This window comes from Pontibacillus yanchengensis (genome assembly GCF_009856295.1).
GTDB lineage: Bacteria > Bacillota > Bacilli > Bacillales > BH030062 > Pontibacillus > Pontibacillus yanchengensis_A.
On the sequence record NZ_WMEU01000001.1, the window covers coordinates 743,514 to 763,840 of the forward strand.

The 20,327-nt window shown below is 38.1% G+C and carries 21 protein-coding genes; 10 read left to right on the top strand and 11 right to left on the bottom strand.

What is annotated here, in order from left to right:
* Positions 1-32: 32 nt before the first annotated feature.
* Positions 33-206, bottom strand: coding sequence for a hypothetical protein (locus tag GLW08_RS03580; RefSeq protein ID WP_160847194.1), 174 nt, complete (start codon positions 204-206; stop codon positions 33-35).
* 572 nt (positions 207-778) lie between these two features.
* On the opposite strand from GLW08_RS03580, the gene GLW08_RS03585 reads away from it, so the two are divergent.
* Positions 779-1,900, top strand: coding sequence for an NADH-dependent flavin oxidoreductase (locus GLW08_RS03585; protein ID WP_237458285.1), 1,122 nt, complete (start codon positions 779-781; stop codon positions 1,898-1,900).
* Positions 1,901-2,134: 234 nt separating this feature from the next.
* Here GLW08_RS03585 and GLW08_RS03590 read toward each other — a convergent pair whose 3' ends face one another.
* Positions 2,135-2,650, bottom strand: a complete 516-nt coding sequence (locus GLW08_RS03590) for a hypothetical protein (protein WP_160847195.1) — start codon at positions 2,648-2,650, stop codon at positions 2,135-2,137.
* Positions 2,651-3,131: 481 nt separating this feature from the next.
* Between GLW08_RS03590 and GLW08_RS03595 the strand changes: the two genes are divergently transcribed.
* Positions 3,132-3,452 (top strand): hypothetical protein, encoded by a 321-nt coding sequence (locus tag GLW08_RS03595; protein ID WP_160847196.1) that lies wholly within the window; start codon positions 3,132-3,134, stop codon positions 3,450-3,452.
* A 209-nt stretch (positions 3,453-3,661) separates the two neighbouring features.
* Here GLW08_RS03595 and GLW08_RS03600 read toward each other — a convergent pair whose 3' ends face one another.
* Together GLW08_RS03600 and GLW08_RS03605 are read right to left on the bottom strand one after the other, a co-directional pair.
* Positions 3,662-4,036: a VOC family protein gene (locus GLW08_RS03600; RefSeq protein ID WP_160847197.1), complete on the bottom strand. Its 375-nt coding sequence runs from the start codon at positions 4,034-4,036 to the stop codon at positions 3,662-3,664.
* A 78-nt stretch (positions 4,037-4,114) separates the two neighbouring features.
* Positions 4,115-4,507, bottom strand: coding sequence for an HIT family protein (locus GLW08_RS03605; protein WP_160847198.1), 393 nt, complete (start codon positions 4,505-4,507; stop codon positions 4,115-4,117).
* Between the two features lie 139 nt (positions 4,508-4,646).
* Between GLW08_RS03605 and GLW08_RS03610 the strand changes: the two genes are divergently transcribed.
* Positions 4,647-5,618, top strand: coding sequence for a S8 family peptidase (locus GLW08_RS03610; RefSeq protein WP_160847199.1), 972 nt, complete (start codon positions 4,647-4,649; stop codon positions 5,616-5,618).
* A gap of 131 nt (positions 5,619-5,749) precedes the next feature.
* Here GLW08_RS03610 and GLW08_RS03615 read toward each other — a convergent pair whose 3' ends face one another.
* Positions 5,750-6,661 (bottom strand): haloacid dehalogenase-like hydrolase, encoded by a 912-nt coding sequence (locus GLW08_RS03615; protein ID WP_160847200.1) that lies wholly within the window; start codon positions 6,659-6,661, stop codon positions 5,750-5,752.
* Positions 6,662-6,801: 140 nt separating this feature from the next.
* A complete protein-coding gene (gene nagE / locus GLW08_RS03620; protein ID WP_160847201.1) occupies positions 6,802-8,709 on the bottom strand; it encodes an N-acetylglucosamine-specific PTS transporter subunit IIBC in 1,908 nt (635 codons plus the stop codon).
* A gap of 390 nt (positions 8,710-9,099) precedes the next feature.
* On the opposite strand from nagE, the gene GLW08_RS03625 reads away from it, so the two are divergent.
* The 3 genes from GLW08_RS03625 (at position 9,100) to GLW08_RS03635 (ending at position 12,463) form a co-directional block, all read left to right on the top strand.
* On the top strand, positions 9,100-9,825 hold the full coding sequence (locus tag GLW08_RS03625) for a GntR family transcriptional regulator (protein WP_160847202.1): 726 nt from the start codon (positions 9,100-9,102) through the stop codon (positions 9,823-9,825).
* 466 nt (positions 9,826-10,291) lie between these two features.
* Positions 10,292-11,200 carry a homoserine O-acetyltransferase MetA gene (gene metA, locus GLW08_RS03630; protein ID WP_160847203.1) on the top strand — a complete coding sequence of 303 codons (909 nt, stop codon included), beginning with the start codon at positions 10,292-10,294 and terminating at the stop codon, positions 11,198-11,200.
* 312 nt (positions 11,201-11,512) lie between these two features.
* A complete protein-coding gene (locus tag GLW08_RS03635) occupies positions 11,513-12,463 on the top strand; it encodes a nucleoside hydrolase (RefSeq protein WP_160847204.1) in 951 nt (316 codons plus the stop codon).
* Position 12,464: 1 nt separating this feature from the next.
* Here the strand turns inward: GLW08_RS03635 and GLW08_RS03640 are convergent, their stop codons facing one another.
* Positions 12,465-12,929 (bottom strand): GNAT family N-acetyltransferase, encoded by a 465-nt coding sequence (locus GLW08_RS03640; protein ID WP_160847205.1) that lies wholly within the window; start codon positions 12,927-12,929, stop codon positions 12,465-12,467.
* 231 nt (positions 12,930-13,160) lie between these two features.
* Between GLW08_RS03640 and GLW08_RS03645 the strand changes: the two genes are divergently transcribed.
* Together GLW08_RS03645 and GLW08_RS03650 are read left to right on the top strand one after the other, a co-directional pair.
* Positions 13,161-13,544, top strand: coding sequence for a hypothetical protein (locus GLW08_RS03645; RefSeq protein ID WP_160847206.1), 384 nt, complete (start codon positions 13,161-13,163; stop codon positions 13,542-13,544).
* 30 nt (positions 13,545-13,574) lie between these two features.
* Positions 13,575-14,072 carry a flavodoxin gene (locus GLW08_RS03650; protein ID WP_160847207.1) on the top strand — a complete coding sequence of 166 codons (498 nt, stop codon included), beginning with the start codon at positions 13,575-13,577 and terminating at the stop codon, positions 14,070-14,072.
* Between the two features lie 121 nt (positions 14,073-14,193).
* Here the strand turns inward: GLW08_RS03650 and GLW08_RS03655 are convergent, their stop codons facing one another.
* Positions 14,194-14,721, bottom strand: a complete 528-nt coding sequence (locus GLW08_RS03655; RefSeq protein WP_160847208.1) for a hypothetical protein — start codon at positions 14,719-14,721, stop codon at positions 14,194-14,196.
* A gap of 145 nt (positions 14,722-14,866) precedes the next feature.
* Between GLW08_RS03655 and GLW08_RS03660 the strand changes: the two genes are divergently transcribed.
* Positions 14,867-15,703, top strand: coding sequence for a hypothetical protein (locus GLW08_RS03660; protein ID WP_160847209.1), 837 nt, complete (start codon positions 14,867-14,869; stop codon positions 15,701-15,703).
* 74 nt (positions 15,704-15,777) lie between these two features.
* Here the strand turns inward: GLW08_RS03660 and GLW08_RS21565 are convergent, their stop codons facing one another.
* Together GLW08_RS21565 and GLW08_RS03665 are read right to left on the bottom strand one after the other, a co-directional pair.
* Positions 15,778-15,954 carry a hypothetical protein gene (locus tag GLW08_RS21565; RefSeq protein WP_202406395.1) on the bottom strand — a complete coding sequence of 59 codons (177 nt, stop codon included), beginning with the start codon at positions 15,952-15,954 and terminating at the stop codon, positions 15,778-15,780.
* Positions 15,955-15,968: 14 nt separating this feature from the next.
* The gene (locus GLW08_RS03665) at positions 15,969-17,918 is read right to left on the bottom strand and encodes an aconitate hydratase (protein ID WP_160847882.1); all 1,950 of its coding nucleotides are present in this window, start codon (positions 17,916-17,918) and stop codon (positions 15,969-15,971) included.
* A gap of 748 nt (positions 17,919-18,666) precedes the next feature.
* Between GLW08_RS03665 and GLW08_RS03670 the strand changes: the two genes are divergently transcribed.
* Positions 18,667-19,542 (top strand): NAD(P)-dependent oxidoreductase, encoded by an 876-nt coding sequence (locus tag GLW08_RS03670; protein WP_160847210.1) that lies wholly within the window; start codon positions 18,667-18,669, stop codon positions 19,540-19,542.
* A gap of 83 nt (positions 19,543-19,625) precedes the next feature.
* On the opposite strand, the gene GLW08_RS03675 is transcribed toward GLW08_RS03670, so the two are convergent.
* The gene (locus GLW08_RS03675; protein ID WP_160847211.1) at positions 19,626-20,249 is read right to left on the bottom strand and encodes a flavin reductase family protein; all 624 of its coding nucleotides are present in this window, start codon (positions 20,247-20,249) and stop codon (positions 19,626-19,628) included.
* Positions 20,250-20,327 lie beyond the last annotated feature (78 nt).

Sequence of the window (20,327 nt, forward strand, 5' to 3'; positions counted from 1 at the left end):
GGGGATCCAAGGTTACCTTAACTGGTTTACCATTACGAAATTTTTTCAATTTTCAATTCGTAATTCTCAGGTAAAGCTTCTTGTTTACGTAGCTCTTCTAAAAAATCCTGGGCATCCTTCAATTTAGAAAAAGTAAATTCTTGTTGTTTATCTGCGAAGGTTACCTTTATGTCGTCCAAGTACACTCCTACTACTCTAAATAGCATGGATTCCCTTCTTTCATCTTACTTTTGATTTTTAAAAAGGCTACTCTATTCCGAAGTTACTTATAAAACCTTTCAATTCAAAGTAAGACTGTACTTATATCATATCAACTATAATATAGTTTGTACACCATATACCACCAATCCATTATTTTATTTGTATAATATTTTAACTGTATTAATACTAACAATAAATATTTTTAACTCTTATAATATAATTTCTTTTTTAGATTCCCAAATGTTGAATATAATAATCCACCCCCTTCCTCCCATTTCCGGCATTTATAGTTAAATGTTTCATCGTAAAGTCTTATTTCAATCTTTTCTACACTCCGATACAATGGAACAATATCGTCAAGGATGATGAATCAGGGATACTATCCTTCAAGGATGAAGGTGAAGTATCTACATAGAAGCCACCCTAATATTAGGGTGGCTTCTTTTTTATACGGAGTATCCACCTAATGTGTCATAAGTAAGTCCCTTTAAAAGACAGATACCTATAGCGGGTGATAAACTATGTCTGTTCTCCTCTTCAAAGGAGCAGAATATTATCTATTTAGGAGGGACCACTTTTGAGTCAACGTTCATTTATTTTTGATACCTATACACTACTATCAGGTGCTACTTTGAAGAACAGAGTACTTATGGCTCCGATGACAAACTTTTTATCAAATGAGGATGGCTCTGTTTCAGATAAAGAAATCCAATACTATCAACGCCGTTCTGGCGGTGTTGGTGCTGTCATAACAGCGTGCGCGAACGTTAACAAAACTGGAAAAGGATTTGACGGAGAGATTGGAGCAGACCGCGATGAACTGATTCCAGGACTGCGACGTCTTAGCGACGCCATTCATGAAAAAGGTGCTAAAGCTATTTTACAAATCTTCCACGGCGGAAGAATGTGTCCCCCACATTTAATTCCTGGGGAAGATGTTGTAAGCGCAAGTGCTGTACCATCTTTACGTCCAAATGCAGTAACTCCTCGGGAGATGACGGAAGATGAAGTTCAAGAAACCATAAAAGATTTCGGAGAAGCTACTCGTCGTGCAATTGAAGCAGGCTTCGACGGCGTAGAAATCCATGGGGCGAACACCTATTTAATTCAACAATTTTTCTCCCCTCATTCTAATCGTCGTACGGATCAATGGGGCGGAGAAGTAGAAGAGCGCATGAATTTCCCTCTTGCTGTAGTTGAATCCGTTCAGCAGGCGGTTCGGAACCACGCTAGCGATTCGTTTATTGTGGGGTATCGTCTATCACCTGAAGAAAAAGAGGAACCAGGTATTACAATGGACGACACACTTCAGCTTGTAGATGTGTTAGCTAAACAACATCTAGATTACCTTCACATCTCACTATCTAAGTTCAAGCAAGGCTCCATTCGTGATGAACAAGATACGAAACCTCGTCTTGAAATGATACAAGAACGTGTGGGAAGCTTAGTCCCCGTAATGGGAGTGGGCACGTTAATCACACCTGATGAGGTAGAAAAAGCACTAGCTGAAGTCCCTCTTGTCTCAATAGGTCGTGAATTGCTTATGGAACCTGATTGGGTGGAAAAAGTACAATCACAACGTGAGGACGAGCTGCGTTTAACAATGAAGAAAAAGCAAAAAGATGATCTACTTATTCCTGAACCAATGTGGACGAAAATATTAAGTGTCCCAAATTGGTTTCCATTAGATGAAGATTAAAGGAAGGCGCAAGTGCCCGTTTAGCGACGTATGGGCTAACAGAACCTCCATCATCACAGAACTTCTTCTGAATCTGTAGTAGATAAAGGAAACACGAAGAATGGAGGCGAGGGAAGCACAATAGTCGCTAGGCGCTGGTGCTAGACATGTAAGAACCACCAACTTATGCTTTTCGTTACAATGAACACACAAGTCCCTGTCTAACAGGGGCTTTTTTATAAGGAATAATACTTATTAGGAAAGCTCGTCTTTATTTTGAACTGTTACATGTGTTTTATAAAAGCTTTGCACCTCATCAAACAAGGCTGGCTTTTTATTCTGAAGTTTATAGTAATCCTCTGATTCATTCTCATCTAAGACCGTAATAATACAGAAACCATTTTTCGCTAGTTCTACAAGCACCCCATTAAAATTCATTGTACTGGTACTATTTGATTCTTCCACAATAAACGCAGAAAACGAGTTCTTATCTTGTCTATGAGGTTTAAGCTTTTCATCTAATAAATTACGATATGTATCATAATTTATTTTCTTTATCTCTTTTGAGTCAAAATAATTCACAAACTTCCTTATTTGCTTTTCTTTTGTAATGGGCTTCTCATCTTCACCATAAGTGTAATCATGCACCTTTAAATCAATAGCCGATATGGAAGATTCTGAGTTAATTAGACTTTGAAACGTCTTTTCCTGTTCAGATTGCTGACAACTTGCTAGAATGAGAAGAGTCACCATAATCAATAATTTCTTCATGTAATCTTCCTTTGTCTAAAAAATATAAATTCCTTTTATATGGAAGTAAACAACACATTTCCCCAAATTTTTACACACTCTATCATGAATAGGTTGTTTTGATAGCATCCAACATATGCATAGTGTTCTATAAAGATGAAAGATATATTAGGGTCGGTACCGTTTAGTTTATAAAGCACTATTTCCAACTATATCAAAGATGATCATGAATACTCATAAATTTTCAATTTCATTCCTTATTTGGGGAATCTAACATATTATACGAAAGCATACGAACTTGGTTTCACATATTTTCCTTTCCTATATTAGAAATCATAATAAACGAAAAGCCTGACTATTTGCCGGAGATTTCTTTTTATAATACAATAGTAAACATTAAGTAGGTGCTTCTAAATCTAAACTTCTTTAGAGGCGTTTAGAATGGTTATGTCAAAATTCAAGTTGCCATGTTAAAGAATGTGTATTGATGGAAGGTGATCTGTTGAAAAAAATAATGAGTAGCGTCCTAATCAGTGTCGTTCTTGTTGTAGCTCTGTATTTCTATTTTAATTCTAAGCTTGTACATCACGACCAATTACACCACGTTAAAATTTCAAATAAACACCATGTTGAAGAAGGTGGCCAGTCTCATTATAAAATTACGGCCGGGGATAAAGAATTAATTGTGGAAAATAAAACCACTTACGATTTAATCCAGGTTGGGCAGAAATACAACATTGAATACGAATATGCAAAAAGCATCTCCCCTACTATTCTTTCGATTGTTGATGAATCTGAAGAATTAGAAGGCGGAGGCCATTAATGTATGAATAAAAGCCAAGCACTCAAATTGTGAGTGCTTGGCTTTCTTCTGATTGACTTTTTTACGTCGTTGATGTTTCATGTGACTTATATTGCGGGGGCTTTAGTAAAATAATTAGTATTTTCTCACACATACCCCATACTTCATTTACTGCTACACACATGAAATCAGCATGTTAGAGCCAAACAGTTAATCTTATTCTCCCCACTTCACCCCGTACATAGCATTATAACGTTCCCATCTGGGTCTTTTACTGTGAAAAACTCAATATCATCAAACCGGGAAATTTCTGAATTAATCTCAAAACCTTTTTCCGAAACAAACTGGTAGGCTTCATCAATATCAGGTGCATGAAGGTTACAAAGTGGGTGTGGTAAAAGACCAACATACTCCTTACCGCCATTTGGGCCCCCATCCAAAACAAGACCTGTGTACGTATTGATTGGCACATTATAAACTGGTGGTTTAACTTCATCTAAATTCACATTTTGACCTAATAAGGTGCTATACCATTGCACAGATCTTTTTAAATCGGAAACATGTACAAATACGGTATGTATCTTGTTCTCAATGGGACTTTTCATAATAAATCTCCTTCCGCTTAGTTGACCTCTTTTCTCCATTCAAGATTTTCATTTAAATGCCTTCTATAAAATGGAAAATTATCTACGTTTATTTTCCGGCTGCTTCATCCAATACCGAATCCCTTTGCCCGCATAAGGCTCATCTTCATATCTCGGTATAATATGCAGATGGGCATGGGGAATTGATTGTCCTCCAACTTGGTTAACATTCCACCCTACACTATACCCATTAGGTTGATACTTCTCGTCTAAGTATTTTTTTGCACGTAATAGAAGTTTCCTTGTTTCAGTCCATTCCTCTTCTGTTAAATCAAATACTGTCTCATGATGCTGTTTTGGTATAATGAGTCCACTCCCCTCAAGCACCTCTTGCTCTGAAGGTTTTTGAATGAAATAACAATACTCTGTTTCCATAACAATCTGTTGCTCGCTATCCTTATATAACGCACAAAATACACAACTATGCTCCATTTCTACTCTTCCTTCCCACTCTATTTTTCCTTCTAACATTCTATTACTATACGTTAAAAAAGATTTCCTGTTTAAAAAGCACATTTTCATTTTTCCTGCATGTACTGATAACGAATTAGTACGTAAAGGGGAGAACAAAATGAAACCATTTCAGTTAATACCGTTTAGAGTTAATGAAATCCATGAGCAGTCAAACGAAATTCCACAAGGTGTAAAAATGATTGAAGCACCATCTATGTGGAAGCATGATGTTTACGGAAATGGAATTGTTGTAGCGGTAATTGATTCTGGATGTGACGTAAACCATCCAGACTTAAGGAAAGCAATCATCGATGGACGAAATTTCACAGGTGGCAACCCTCGTGACGTGTCTGACGGTAACGGACATGGGACACATGTTGCAGGTACTATTGCAGCTTCGTTAAACAACAAAGGCGTGGCAGGAGTAGCTCCCTCAACAAAATTACTTATCCTCAAAACGTTTGATGAAAATGGGAATGCTTCTTATGAGAACATTGTCAAGGCGGTGAAATACGCAAATAAGTGGCGTGGCCCAAGAGGTGAGCGTGTACGTGTTATTTCCATGTCATTTGGAGGCAGTCAGAATTCTGCAATGCTCCATCGTGCCATTAAGAATGCGGTAGAAAATGATATCCTTGTAGTCTGTGCAGCTGGAAATGCTGGTGATGGAAATGAACAAACCACTGAAAAATTGTACCCAGGGTATTACAAAGAAGTCGTGCAAGTTGGGGCTGTTGACTTTAATGGAGACATGGCAGACTTTACAAATACAAACGATGAAATTGATATAGTTGCTCCTGGAGTCGGCATTCGTTCCACATATATGAACGGTCAATACGCTACCCTATCAGGAACTTCAATGGGGACACCTCACGTTGCAGGTGCTTCCGCTTTATTATTAGAAAAAAATGAACAAGAATTCGGCCGTACCTTATCTGAACCTGAACTGTATGCACAACTCGTTAAACACACTTCTCCATTAGGTTACAGTAAACGAACAGAAGGAAATGGATTACTTACCTTAGGGGTTAGTGACGTTCCATACGATGAATTTGAAGCCTTTATGTTAGAAGAAGGATCAGAAGAATAACATTGGTTATAGTCAAGGTTTGGCGTATGTCATAAAAAGAAGGACGAAATCACCTACGGTTTCGTCCTGTGCTTATGATTATACATACTTAGGATGCATGTCTAACATGTTAATGCATCTAATTAATAAACTTACCTATTAATGGAGCGTGCCATCCTTACATACGTGTGACGTTTCCCTCTTATTGCAATCGAATACTCCATAATGTTTTCTGGTACGGCAACTCCATTATAGCCGGCATCTCCGATGTGATGAATATCTGCTCCGGCCATCTTATTTTGAAGAGCAATTTGTCTGATTGTATCTTCTGTTGCCCCTTCTTGGCTTGTGCCGATGGTCAGCATCGCTAAAGCTCCAGCTTCATGTATGTAGCTCGTCCAATTCTGTACATTCTCAACACTAACTCCAGGAACCGTTCCAGGTGAAGGTATTAAGATAACATCTGCTCCTACTGTTACCAAATCCTTAATGGTCGATTCATTGGTTATGCCACTTCCACTTTCGCTTGTAACTCCAGCTCCATGCATCTTTCCAGCTATAATAAACAAGTCGTCCCCAACAATTCTTTTTGATTCACGAACCGCTGAAATTATTTCTTTATTACTCACTCCAGTTCTTGGATTACCAGTAAAACAAATATAATCAAATCCCAGTTCCATTGCTTTTTCAACCGTTTCTTTAGAGTATCTTCGTCCAATCGGTAGTGACTCAAGTTGCTCATTCATTCTCAAGTTTGGATCGACTGGCTCTAGATTGACTCCAACTGGACGACCAGTTAGGTTTTTTACTTGCTGAACAATAGAACCTTCATTTGGAACACCTTCCATAACTGGATTAAATACATCTATAAGATTTAGTAAAATCAAATCCGCTCCAAATGATGCTATAAGCTCCATATTGCTCACCTCACGATATAGCGGCTGAAAGGAAGGAATGACTTCTGATAAAACAATTCTTCCCTCTGATGTTCGAATGCTTTCAACCAAATCCTGACCATTCATTTGTTGAAAATCTGATGCAGTACAATTTAAAAAACGTTTCATCGTATAACCTCCTAGTTTAACACTAACTCTATAATACCTTATCATCACTAAAGCTTAGAGCGAACTTCTGTTTATCCCTACACTCTATCTTAAAATGTAAAAAGAAAGGCCATCCCCACTTAGGGATAGCCTTCTTGCAATCACTTCACTTCTAGAATTCCTTCTGTCCCCTGATCAAATTCACCATGCTTGTGAACTGTAAGCGTTTCATCTTCACTTAAGTTCGTAAAGACAATCGGCGTTACGATAGAAGGCACTTTAGATTCAATTGCTTTGAAATCTACTTCTAACAAACGTTGACCTTTTGTTACTTTATCGCCAGCTTTCACGAAATCATTGAAGCCTTCTCCTTCTATTTTCACCGTATCCAGCCCAACGTGAATCAAGATCTCATGACCACTATTAGCTGTAATACCAACCGCATGCTTGGATGGGAATACCGTAGTGACTTCCCCGTCTACTGGAGAAACAACGGAGTTTTCAGCTGGTTCAATGGCAAAACCATCGCCCATCATTTTTTGGGAAAATGCATCGTCTGGTACTTCTGTTATTGGCACTACTTTTCCAGATATCGGTAATACGAAATCACTACCTGTTAGTGGCCTCTTTGCATCAGAAGTTGATTGTTCCTCCACCTCATCCGTTGGTTTAGGCTCACCTTGTTGATTTAGTTGTTTTTGCATCGCATTGGCCACAAATTCAACATTTGTCCCTACGACCACTTGGATATTTGTGCGACTTACTTTCATCACACCATTTGCTCCGTGCTTTCTTAGTTTGTTTTCAGCTACTTGGTCGATATCATGAATCGCTAAACGTAAACGTGTTGCGCAATAATCAATAGACTTAATGTTCGATTTTCCGCCTAAGTCTTGCATAAAGTGAGCAGCCATGTTTTCAAATTTGTCGCCCCCAGTAGGTCCACCAGCTGCTGGCTCTTCTCCTTCTTCCATATCAAAGTCTTCTTCTTCACGGCCTGGTGTTTGCAGATTTAGTTTAATGATTAAGAAATAGAAGACTACGAAATAAATGGCACCAAACACTAAACCTTGGAGTAGAAGTAACAGTGGTTTTTGTGCTAAGCCGAAGTTCAACACATAGTCAATCGCACCTGCTGAAAATGTAAAGCCATGAAGCATGTCAAATACATATGCTACAACCATGGATAGACCTGTTAATAATGCGTGCACACCATAAAGTAATGGAGATAAAAACATGAAGGAGAACTCAATTGGTTCTGTAATCCCCGTAATAAATGAAGTTAACGCAATACCACCAAGCATTCCTGCCGTTGCTTTTCGACGGTTTTCTTTTGCTGTCACGATCATTGCTAAAGCAGCAGCTGGCAGTCCAAACATCATGATTGGGAAGAAACCAGCCATAAAGATACCTGCTTCAGGGTCACCTTCGAAGAAACGGTTCAAGTCCCCAGTAGCTCCCTGATAATCTCCAAAAACGAACCATACAAAACTATTCAGTACGTGGTGAAGACCAACTGGAATTAGGAGGCGGTTCAAGAAACCATAAATCCCAACACCTAGTGCTCCTGCATCAATGATCCATTGTCCTAGTGCGTTAATTCCATCCTGAATTGTTGGCCAAATAACCCCAAATATCCCTGCAAGCACAATCATCGTACCTGCTGTTACGATGGGCACAAACCGTTTACCTCCAAAGAATGCAAGCCAATCCGGAAGCTTTATTTCACCGTATTTGTTGTAGAGTAAACCTGCTATAACACCGCTTAATATTCCACCTAAAAAGGAAATATTGATGTCCTCATTAATAGATTGGGCACCATTTTGCAGCACAAAGTACCCAATTGCACCCGCAAGTCCAGCGGCGCCATGACCATCCTTCGACATCCCTATCGCTACACCTATTGCAAAAAGGAGCGGTAATTGATCGAAAATAGCTCCTCCTGCTGCAGCCATAAACGGAATGCCTAGAAAGTCATCCTGTCCTAACCGAAGCAATAGTCCGGCTGCTGGCAGTAAAGCGATTGGAAGCATTAACGCTTTTCCGATACGCTGTAAAAAGTTTAACATTCCTCTTTTTCCCCTTTCCGAAATAAAATGTGAATACAATAAGGAACAGAGGCTCTAAAACAAATCATTAAAGCCCTTACAATATACGCTCTATTCCTTATCTTTTACGTAGCACTACATCTACATATAATAAATCGTTTACAATTCGAGGATATCAGTACGATGATAAGTTGTCTATACATTTATACAAATGTCCATATGAATTCCAATTTTATGTTTCACCTATTTTATATAATAACTTGTCTATTATGTTCGTAACTTGTCTAGACATCTATCATTGAGTAAGATATGATGTGAACAGAAATGTGAATCGTTTCTGCAATGGATTCGTAATCTATACCATAGAATTTTATAAACAGTCGTCCAAGTAACACATAAGGAGGAACACCTATGATCGATAAAAACTCCCCTGTACCTATTTATTATCAAATAGAAGAAGCCATAAAATCCCAAATCATTAACGGAGTGCTACAACCAGGAGATGCATTACCTTCTGAACGTGAATATACAGAACAATACAACATCAGTCGGATGACTGTACGTCAGGCTATAAGCAATCTCGTTCATGCTGGATATTTATATAGACAAAAAGGTAGGGGTACCTTTGTCTCAAAGCAAAAAATTGAAAAAAACCTACAGGGTTTAACGAGCTTTTCTGAAGATATGCGAGCTCGTGGCATGAAACCCGGAAATCGATTAGTTGGCTTTGAAATCATCCCTGCCCCATCTTCTATCGCTAGAAAACTGAAGATAGAAGAACATACTCCTATCTATGAAATTAAAAGGATTCGTCTTGCAGATGATAAACCAATGGCATATGAACGCACCTATATTCCAGCTAATCTTGTTAAAGGGCTTACAGAAGAACACGTTAAAGGATCTTTATACGATTACTTAGAGGACACTCTCAACCTAGTCATTGAATCTGCCACTCACGAAATAGAATCATCTTTGACAAATGAATTTGAAATGAAAATGCTAGAAGTTCCCGAAAACTCTTCTATTCTCCTCATTAAACGTCAAACGTTCTTGCAAGATGGCACCCCATTAGAGGTTGTTGAATCAAGTTATCGTTCAGATCGATATAAGTTTATGACCCATATGATAAGAAATTAACAGACCTCCAAACCTAATCAGGTTTGGAGGCTTTTTTTACTTATGACATTAATAAATAAATAAGAGATGTTATTCAGTAAACGAGACATAATCTTGAAGACTTGAATTTGATATAGTTTTGGGGAGTGGTGTGTTTCCGTTGTGTTAAGTGGGAGAAGAAATGGGCTGGTAAATGGAGCGACTTTCCCTGCTTTCGGAGCAAGAATCAAAAAACAGGAGCTACTTTTAAAAATAGGAGTGACAGCCCTATTTCCCGCCCCATCTTTACGTAATTTGGTTCAACGGAAACATTTCTCTTACCAAGATAATGGGGCGATAATGGAATATCGACAGCAATATCAAAACTTTCTAGAATTAAACAATCATAGAAAAGTCGGACTTTTTCAATAATTGTGATTATGCTGTTGCCCTTTATAAGTTCCATAGATATAATGATTGTATTCATTTTATAAAGGGGGAACTGCGATTGCCAATTAATATTCCTAGTAAATTACCGGCGTACGATGTGTTAGAGAACGAAAATATTTTTTTAATGGATGATAAAAGGGCAGTTACCCAAGATATCCGTCCTTTAAATATACTTATTCTTAACCTAATGCCAGAAAAAGAGCGAACTGAAACCCAATTACTGAGATTACTAAGTAATTCTCCACTGCAAGTAAACGTCGAGTTTTTGCATACAGCAACATATGAGTCCAAAAATGTAAGTCAGTCCCATTTGCATCAGTTTTATAAAACATTTGATCAAGTAAAAGATCGTCGTTATGATGGCATGATTATAACAGGTGCGCCTGTTGAGCTATTACCATTCGAAGAAGTTGACTATTGGAAAGAGTTAACAAAAATTATGGAGTGGTCGAAAACGAATGTCACCTCCTGCTTACACATCTGCTGGGGTGCTCAAGCGGCCCTTTACTATCATTATGGAATTAACAAGTACACCCTCCCACAAAAGCTTACTGGTGTATTTAGGCACTACATTATGAATTCCACAGTTGAGTTATTGAGAGGCTTTGATGACGAATATTTGGCTCCTCATTCTCGATATACTGACGTTCCTGAAGAAGAGATTATAGCTCACGATGACCTTCTTCTGCTATCATCCTCTGAAGAAGCTGGTGCCTTTATGGCTATGTCAAAAGACGAAAAACATGTCATGATTACAGGTCATATTGAATACGATGCTTATACTCTCTCTGAAGAGTATCAACGAGATATAGCTAAAGGTTTAGAAACGGCTATTCCAAAAGATTACTTCCCAAAAAATGATCCAGAAGCAAAACCATTAAACCGCTGGCGCTCCCACGCATACTTACTATTTTCAAACTGGTTAAATTATTACGTCTATCAAGAAACTCCCTACGAGTGGGACTAAAAATCAATGTAGATGCAATAGCGAAAGCCCCGGACATTTATACCGGGGCTTATCTATTGTATTAAAAAGGTCGCTTATAAAATTCAATCTCGATCATAAATCAATTCTAAATCTCGAAATTAACACTACACTTCTTGCCCCTAACCCTATTTTACCCACAGGGTCCGTTATTTGGTGTTAAGAAAAAAGGAAAGCTAGTAAGGTTTCCTTCATTCTTCTCAATATGGATACCATATTGAAAATAGCTTCATTGGCTCAGTGATAGTGACATGTTCTTTTACATATACTGTTAATAAAAAAGGGGGGATGAAGATGAAGAAGAAGGTTGTGATTTTCACAGATACAGGGGTGGATGATGCTTTTGCTTTAATCTATGCGCTTAAGCATCCAAATTTAAATGTGCTTGCCATTCTTGCTGGATACGGGAATGTCTCGAAAGAAAAGGCTACTCGTAATGTATATTACCTTTTAAAGGAAACAAATAACACCGACATCCCTATAATAAGTGGTGCTTCCAAATCATTAGCTGGAGATTCGCCTACTTTTTACGAGGAAATTCATGGGTACAGTGGGCTAGGGGAAATTGAGACAGAAATCGAAAAATTCAGCGTACTTAATTTTGATCAATTTTACACTATACTAGATGAAAACAAGGATGTAACACTTGTTAATCTAGGGCGTCTTACATCACTCGCCATGACTTATATTACAGCCCCAGACATTATGAATAAGATATCTGATTTAGTCATTATGGGAGGAGCATTCCTAGTACCTGGTAATGTAACTCCTTATGCCGAAGCTAACTTTTATGCTGATCCAACTGCAGCAAGTGTCGTAATCAATAACTCTAGCCCAGAAAATGTAACACTGGTTCCATTAAACATAACCGAAAAGGCTATTCTGACGACTGATGTATTAGACACCATTGTGCAACAATCCGTAACGAAATTAGGGTCATTATTAGAAGAATTATTTAGACCTTATTTTAAATTTTATCAAAAAAAGAACACCAATTTGAAAGGTGCTCCGCTCCACGACCTCACTGCTATGATCTACGTCTCAAATCCTTCCTTATTCAAAAGCCTATTTAGGAATGTGACAGTTGTAGATGATTCCTACTTTGCAAGTGGGCTAACCATAGCAGACTTTAGAAGTAACCCAACACTACAAAAAAATTCGAACAACTATTGTCGTATTCTTTTACAGGTGGATGAAAAGAGGCTAATGGAAGAATTTAAAAGGATAATTATTGGGAGTGTATAACTTAGTTCAATGACTTTTCATACACATATACTTCATTCTTCTCATTCGTTACAGAATTCTTTATATACGTAAAACCTACTGATTCCCAAAAGGAGTGAGCTTTTCTATTGTTCACTAACACACCTAACCGTATTTCCTTCAACCCATGATCAACCAAAAGGTTTTCTAGTGCTATATAAGCTTGGTAACCAAAGGAATATTCTTGATAATCGTAATGAATCATAAAAAGTCCAATCCACGGATAACCATCTTTAGGATTACGCATTAAGTAATCCACTATACCTATATAAGTATCCTCTAACTTGATAAATAGACTCTCTGTCTGCTTATCTAAAAACTCGGTTTTCAATTCTTCTATACTTCGAGAGGATTTACCATTTTCCATCTCATTATAAGCTCTGTTTGAGTTTTGGATCTCCTGTGCAATATATATCGTTTCCTCTGATATTGGTTGGAAGGTAATCATAATCTATCAGCCCTCTAATCTTTTTATTTAACACATCAGTTAAGTTTCTTCCCCCTATGACCTCTTCCTTGGCCCAAACCCCAAAACATAATCTTTTTTTCTTTACATATGTGCATAAACTGGATGAAAATATGATTGACATTGATAATCGTTATCATTTATTATATTAGTAATTAAAATGATAAGTATTCTCAATTATCTATTATTGAACAATTGAAAGGAGTTAGCCCCATGTACTCTTCATTTATAGTTACAGCACCCTTTAAACACGAAGTTGAGTGTTTTTGCTCAGATGTTAAACATACGAACACCATCGCTTTTAGAAAAGGGGATCACCTATACCTAACCGAGGAGAAAAGATACGTTAACGATATAGGATGGTATTTTAAAGTTTTAATAAATGACATGTATAGTGCCTATTTTGTTATTACAGATTTAGAAAAACTGTACCAAATGGATTATCTCCATTCTTTATTAGATATTGAATTAGAAATTAACTATTACCAGTACAAGGTTAATCAAGCACTAGATGAAAAAGACGAAGAAACCTTTACAACTTATGTTACCAAATTAGAAAAACGTCAAGAACTCCTTCATCACAAAGTCACCAGTTAATCATATATAGAAAGAAAGGATGAGATACCGATGGCAAATATACTAATTACATTCGCTAGCATGTCAGGCAATACAGAAGAGATGGCTGATTTATTAAAAGCTGATATCGAAAAGCATGGACACGAAGTCACGTTTGAAGAACTTGACGAATTAAGTGCACATGACCTCGTTCAATATGATGGTCTTTTATTAGGATCTTACACTTGGAATGATGGAGACCTCCCATATGAAGCAGAAGACATCTACGAAGAAATAGAAGATTTAGATTTAACTGGAATCAAAGTTGCTGTGTTTGGTTCTGGTGATACAAATTACCCTCTCTTCTGTGAAGCAGTTCATACGTTTGAGAAACAACTTACGTCTTCTGGTGCTACTCTTGTCCAAGATGGTCTTAAGATTGAAATGGCACCTACCTCAGATGAAGACTTTGAGAAAATTTCGGCCTTTGGAGATACATTCGCTACTTTTTTTAACACTGTTACTTATAACAGCTTAGGAAGAAGAACAAAAGCGCAAGCGACCGTCTAGCGCCGTATGGGCAGCAGCCTGCACTGCGTAAGCGTCAAGCCGCTCTCTTATTTATAAAGGAGCCAGGAACTTCTCACCACATGGTGTTTCATTCCTGGCTTTTTTCTATGGTTGATGACAATCAACTGAAAGCTTCACCATTACTGCTATGTTCTTTCGGCCAAAAAATATGTCGTTTCCCAGTAGATAATACAATCGTTTCAATCACATCTGGTATCCTCTGAAACATATGCTTTGTGGATTGAATTACCATCATGTGAAATTGCTGAAGCTGCTCTTCTACACCCTCAAACACGTATTTTTTAATATTGAGTTCCTTTTCGGATTGTTGAATAACGACGTGGTCAAGACTGAATTCTTGACCACTAATCTCATCAAAACCATTCCAAAACTGACAGAACCAGGCTTGTTTATCCTTTTGTTGTTCCAATATTATTTGTTGAATAAGATGATCCATAATTTGTGCTAATTTTATGTAATAACACCCTTGTGATGGAAAGATGTCTTCATTAATTTCTCGCTGTTTATTCCCAATTATCTCTAAAATCATAAGCATATTTCGCTCTTGTTGGGGGCGGTGATATATCTCATGCACAACTTGATCCACAAAAGACTGAAGCTCTTTCTTCCAGCCTTCAGTAGTTTTCATAAACGCACACTCCATTCTCCTTCTATATAGAATTATTATAATTGATAATGATTATCATCGTCAACATAGTCCTTAGTCCGTATTTGAATAAGTGAGGGTGCACTGTAAACACTACATAGGAGAGGGATAAAGGAGTGATTTTCTTATGATTTGGTATCTAATTTTATCTGTTATTAGTATTTTATTGATAATCTATACCATACGTAAGCACAATGATCGTAGGTTACTCCCCTTTTTCCTTGCACTTGCAGGTATAATTCACCCATTTGAAACAATCATTTTGGTATATTTGGATGCTTATCACTACACATTGGGTCTATTTCAAAATATCTATAAAGACAGCGTAGCTGGTAATTTTGTTTCGAATTTATTAGCAGTTCCAGCTGCTAGTTTATTTATTGCTGCAAATCAACTAAAAACTCGATGGTTTTGGGTTATTTCTGGGATATTTGTTCTTATAGAAATCCTATTTATTCATCTCGATATTTTTATACCACTGTGGTGGAAAACATACTATACCGCTATTTTGTTACCTATTCACTTCTTCATTGGAAAAAAGTTATGGCAGTTTTTTTGCTCATACAAGTACAATGAGCCCCCTAAGTGGCTACTATTTTTCATCCTATATTTTGCTTGTGTGTCCACATTAGGAGCACTTAATTTCACTCTTTTAGGTGCATATGATTTGTTTCACTTTCAGGCCGGTCTTTACCAAGACAATTTCAGAGACCACTTAAGTGTTTCTATACCTCATTTATTCATATTCTCATTTCTTCTGTGTAAATGTATTACACTTAAAATACCTGTAGGATTTACTATTCTGATACTCCTGATAATCGACATTATTTTTATGAATACAAACACATTACATTTCACTAGTCTATTAGCATTCGCAACGTATATTGTGTTACGAATCATCATGATTTGGATTGTTCATCTATTTCTTTACTTTCTTACTCCCCCATACAATAATCATGTATAGTCTAATAAAAAAATAAACCGATTTATTACCAATTAAAAAGAACCGCCCTCCTAACTGGTGGGCAGTTCTTCTTCCTATTCCAATGTTCGGTTGTTTTCATCTACATCGAAATGTTTATTTACACCATATGGCTGGTCTTCCTTCATTTCTCCTGTACCATCACATATAGTACAAGTATAACGCCATTCTTCGTCATCCATGAGTAAACCAGATCCATCACATGCAGTACAACGTATTTCGTGCCTCGCCATGAACATCGCTCCTCTTATTTTTTATCGCGATCTCTGACCCAATTAATGAGTCCTCCTTTTAACATCATGTCCACTTGGCGTGAAGATAATGTATGGCGAAGCTTAACTTCTTCATTTTTTCCTTTAACAGTTGCTGTAACTTCTTCTCCTTTTTGGATTGCATCGCGCAAACCACTGAATTGAAGGATATCACCTTGTTCTAATTTGTCAGCTTCTTCATCAGTTGAGAAGGTTAATGGAAGAACACCAAAGTTTACAAGGTTTTGCCAGTGAATTCGAGCAAAGTCCTTAACTATCACAACTTTTGTACCCAAGAAACGAGGTGCTAGGGCAGCGTGTTCACGACTGGAGCCTTGACCATAGTTATAGCCACCAACAAGAGCGTGACCACCCTCATCACGAATGTCCATCGCACGATCATAATAAGATTCATCAACTATTTCAAATGTGAATTTGCTGATTTCAGGGAGATTACTACGATAAGGTAGCACTCGAGCGCCACCAGCTAAAATTTCATCCGTAGAAATATTATCTCCCATCTTAAGAAGAACTGGTAATTCCATTTCATCTGGTAATTCATCCATCTCTGGAATAGATGCAATATTAGGTCCTTTTTCTAAACCAACTTTCTTAGCCTCTTCAGGTAACAGCGGTTTATCCAGTAATGTCATATCAATCGTTGGCTGATCTGGGTCCTTGACGTTAGGATAATCCATGTCTAGCGTGCGTGGATCGATAATTTTACCGAATAACGCAGAAGCCGCTGCAGTTTCTGGACTACATAAGAATACACTATCTTCTTTTGTACCAGAACGTCCCGGAAAGTTTCGAGGAGTAGTACGTAAACTATTTTTACCTGTTGCAGGCGCTTGTCCCATACCAATACAACCGTTACAGCCCGCCTGGTGAAGACGAGCCCCTGATGGCAATAAGCTAGCCATATGACCATGTTTAACTAAATCAGTTAATATTTGGCGAGAAGATGGGTTAATATCATAAGAGACACCATGAGCAACTTGCTTTCCTTTTACGATTTCAGCAGCCATCGCAAAGTCACGGTATGAAGGGTTTGCAGAAGATCCAATATAAGATTGATAAATTGGCTCTCCAGCCACTTCTGTTACTGGAACTACGTTACCAGGACTAGATGGCTTGGCAATTAACGGTTCAAGCTCGGAAAGATTAATTGTTTCTGATAAATCATATTTGGCATCGTCATCAGCCAGGATTTCAGTCCAGTCATCTTCACGATCTTGGCTCTTCAAATAGCGCTTCACCTCATCATCCGAAGGGAAAACAGTACCTGTTGCTCCAAGCTCAGCTCCCATATTCGCAATTACGTGGCGATCATCAGCTGAGAGGTTCTTAAGACCTGGACCATGATATTCGATAATTTTGCCAACGCCACCTTTTACATCATGACGACGTAAAAGCTCTAGAATAACATCTTTCGCACTTACCCATTTAGGTAATTCACCTTCTAGATAGATGCCCCATACTTCTGGCATTTTCACATAAAATGGTTCGCCAGCGATAGCCATGGCAACATCAATACCACCTGCACCCATAGCGAGCATTCCCATTGCTCCATTTGCACACGTATGGGAGTCAGACCCTAACAGCGTTTTGCCAGGAACAGCTAACCGCTGCATATGTACAGGGTGACTCACTCCATTTCCTGGACGGCTAAAGTAAATACCAAAACGTTGTGCTGCACTTTCTAGAAATAAGTGGTCATCCGGATTTTTACTGTCTTCCTGAATCAAGTTGTGGTCGACATACTGAGCAGAAACCTCGGTTTTTGCATAATCTAATCCCATGGCTTCTAACTCAAGCATTACCATAGTACCTGTAGCATCTTGTGTTAGTGTTTGATCAATCTTTAGTCCAATTTCTTCTCCAGGTGTCATTTCACCTGATAAAAGATGATCTTTGATTAATTTTTGCGTGACATTTAAAGCCATCATTCGACCTCCTTCAGTTATTACAGTTACTTCGTCTATCAGTACTATACCCTGAAAATGGGAAAATCAATCGTTAGATACTAATCGATGAGTTAACTTTTTTCTAGAAATAGGTCTAATAAATGAGAATAATGGTGTTTCTTGAGATTAATAAATTTTGAAATAGTATTGCTAATTTAGTGTATAAGTATAAGAGGCTTAATCTTGAAAAATTGAATTCGAGATAACCTGCAACTGTACTCAAATTTATATAAAATGGGCTCTGGGCGACTTTCCCTGCTTTAGGAGCGAGAATCGAAAAACAGGAGCTACTTTTGAAAAATAGGAGCGACCGCCCCAATTTCCCTGGCCATGTTTCCATTCATCCCATCATCGCAAAGGTGGACTGGGAACAAGGAGACTCCCGCGGGAGAAAGAGGTAGGCAAAATCCCCTGAGGGTGTTTTTCCCCGAAGGTAGAATAATTAAGAGGAGATTCGACTAAAATCATCACATCGTGTGACAACGTTGAACGACCCTACATCATGTAGGGCCGGCAGGACGGGGCTGTTCCCATGCCACCTTTATTCTATCGAAAGCAACGGACATTTCTCTTACCCAAATCATCTCGAGTCCAAGTCTTCCAGATAGATAATGGGGCTAAAATGGAACTTAAAAACTTATGCATCTCTACTAAACACTAACTTGTCCCACTGTTGCACGGCTCTTTTCATAATGATATAGTCAAGCCACGAAAGGAGTGGAGAATCATGGCAAAACCGCGTATTGGCTTTATTGGAACAGGTGTAATGGGAAAAAGCATGGCAAAACGGCTCATGGATGAAGGGTATCCACTTCATATATATACACGAACGTATGAAAAAGCAGAGGAATTAATCGAAGCAGGTGCTTATTGGAAGGAAAAAGTAAAAGACGTCGCATCAGAGTCTGACATCATTATTACGATGGTAGGCTATCCAGATGACGTAGAGGAAGTATATTATGGTCAAGACGGATTGATGGAAAATGCCAAACAAGATACGTATCTTATTGATATGACTACGTCGTCACCTGAAGTAGCAATGGACATTCATGATAAAGCAACTGCCAAGGGATTAATTGCAATGGATGCGCCAGTATCAGGAGGAGATATTGGTGCAAAGAACGGTAATCTTTCAATTATGGTAGGCGGAAATACTGAAGCGTTCCAACAAATGAAACCTGTTTTTAACGTTTTGGGGAGTAATGTTGTCCTCCAAGGAGAAGCTGGAGCTGGTCAATATACGAAAATGTGTAATCAAATAGCAATCGCTTCCAATATGATGGGAGTTTGTGAAGCATTAATCTATGCTGAATCAGCAGGTTTGGACCCTGAAACTGTTCTACAAAGCATTAGTGGAGGCGCTGCAGGAAGCTGGTCTCTAACAAACTTAGCACCACGCATGATTGCAGAGGATTTCTCCCCTGGATTTTTTGTCAAACACTTTATAAAAGACATGGGTATCGCAATCGAATCCACAGAACGTATGGGATTAGATCTCCCTGGACTACAACTTGCCAAAGAACTGTACGACAAAATTGCAGAAGACGGTGAAGGCGATAGCGGAACTCAAGCTCTTTATAAGTACTATAAATTGAATAGTTAGTATAAAAAGGCATGTGACTTTCCCAAGCACATGCCTTTTAGTAAAATAATATTTTTTTGTACTACATTCACTACTTATAACCTTTATTCTTTCGGTAATGTAAATGGATTTGATAAAGATGCATAGTCTCCAGCTAACCGTGCTAGCGGTTTCCATTGATTGATATCAGTCTTATAACCTTCCAGATAGATATCCTCATGAACATGTACCTGTTTCACCCTACCAAAAACCATATGATTGTCACCAAATTGTATGGTTTGTTCTAACTTACACTCGAAGGCTATGGGAGACTCTAGAACAGAAGGAACCTCAATTGTAGTTGATCCTTGAGGAGTAAGGCCTGCTTTTTTAAATTCATCATCCTGTTCGTGATAAGGCTTTGATGATTCATGCATAGCATTGGCCAAGGATTCAGGTACAACATTGATTACAAATTCTTCTAAATCTAAAATATTCGTCAAGGTATCTTTTGTCTTTGTATCACGACTTTCTTGATAAGCCCCTTGTCCAATAGATATGGCAAGTATAGGTGGCTCGGGTGAAGCAACTGTAAAGAAACTAAATGGTGCTATATTCAATATTCCCTCTCTACTTTTCGAAGATACCCACGCGATTGGGCGCGGAACAACAGAGCCAGACATCAATTTATACATTTCCTTCTTCTCTAGTTGACTCGCTTCAAAACGTATAGCTTTTTCATTTGGCATACATTGTATCCCCCTTTCACTACTCTTGTATTGTACCTTTCACTTTACATAAGTAATGTCGAGTAGTCTAAAGATTGA

Coding starts and splice junctions, on each gene's coding strand:
- GLW08_RS03605 (WP_160847198.1), bottom strand. CDS start 4,507: ATGGAGCATAGTTGTGTATTTTGTGCGTTATATAAGGATAGCGAGCAA.
- GLW08_RS03590 (WP_160847195.1), bottom strand. CDS start 2,650: ATGAAGAAATTATTGATTATGGTGACTCTTCTCATTCTAGCAAGTTGT.
- GLW08_RS03675 (WP_160847211.1), bottom strand. CDS start 20,249: ATGCCAAATGAAAAAGCTATACGTTTTGAAGCGAGTCAACTAGAGAAG.
- GLW08_RS03655 (WP_160847208.1), bottom strand. CDS start 14,721: ATGAAAACTACTGAAGGCTGGAAGAAAGAGCTTCAGTCTTTTGTGGAT.
- GLW08_RS03580 (WP_160847194.1), bottom strand. CDS start 206: ATGCTATTTAGAGTAGTAGGAGTGTACTTGGACGACATAAAGGTAACC.
- GLW08_RS03665 (WP_160847882.1), bottom strand. CDS start 17,918: ATGGCTTTAAATGTCACGCAAAAATTAATCAAAGATCATCTTTTATCA.
- GLW08_RS03615 (WP_160847200.1), bottom strand. CDS start 6,661: ATGAAACGTTTTTTAAATTGTACTGCATCAGATTTTCAACAAATGAAT.
- GLW08_RS03650 (WP_160847207.1), top strand. CDS start 13,575: ATGGCAAATATACTAATTACATTCGCTAGCATGTCAGGCAATACAGAA.
- nagE (WP_160847201.1), bottom strand. CDS start 8,709: ATGTTAAACTTTTTACAGCGTATCGGAAAAGCGTTAATGCTTCCAATC.
- GLW08_RS03670 (WP_160847210.1), top strand. CDS start 18,667: ATGGCAAAACCGCGTATTGGCTTTATTGGAACAGGTGTAATGGGAAAA.
- GLW08_RS03660 (WP_160847209.1), top strand. CDS start 14,867: ATGATTTGGTATCTAATTTTATCTGTTATTAGTATTTTATTGATAATC.
- GLW08_RS03610 (WP_160847199.1), top strand. CDS start 4,647: ATGAAACCATTTCAGTTAATACCGTTTAGAGTTAATGAAATCCATGAG.
- GLW08_RS03645 (WP_160847206.1), top strand. CDS start 13,161: ATGTACTCTTCATTTATAGTTACAGCACCCTTTAAACACGAAGTTGAG.
- GLW08_RS03640 (WP_160847205.1), bottom strand. CDS start 12,929: ATGATTACCTTCCAACCAATATCAGAGGAAACGATATATATTGCACAG.
- GLW08_RS03600 (WP_160847197.1), bottom strand. CDS start 4,036: ATGAAAAGTCCCATTGAGAACAAGATACATACCGTATTTGTACATGTT.
- GLW08_RS03625 (WP_160847202.1), top strand. CDS start 9,100: ATGATCGATAAAAACTCCCCTGTACCTATTTATTATCAAATAGAAGAA.
- GLW08_RS03635 (WP_160847204.1), top strand. CDS start 11,513: ATGAAGAAGAAGGTTGTGATTTTCACAGATACAGGGGTGGATGATGCT.
- GLW08_RS21565 (WP_202406395.1), bottom strand. CDS start 15,954: ATGGCGAGGCACGAAATACGTTGTACTGCATGTGATGGATCTGGTTTA.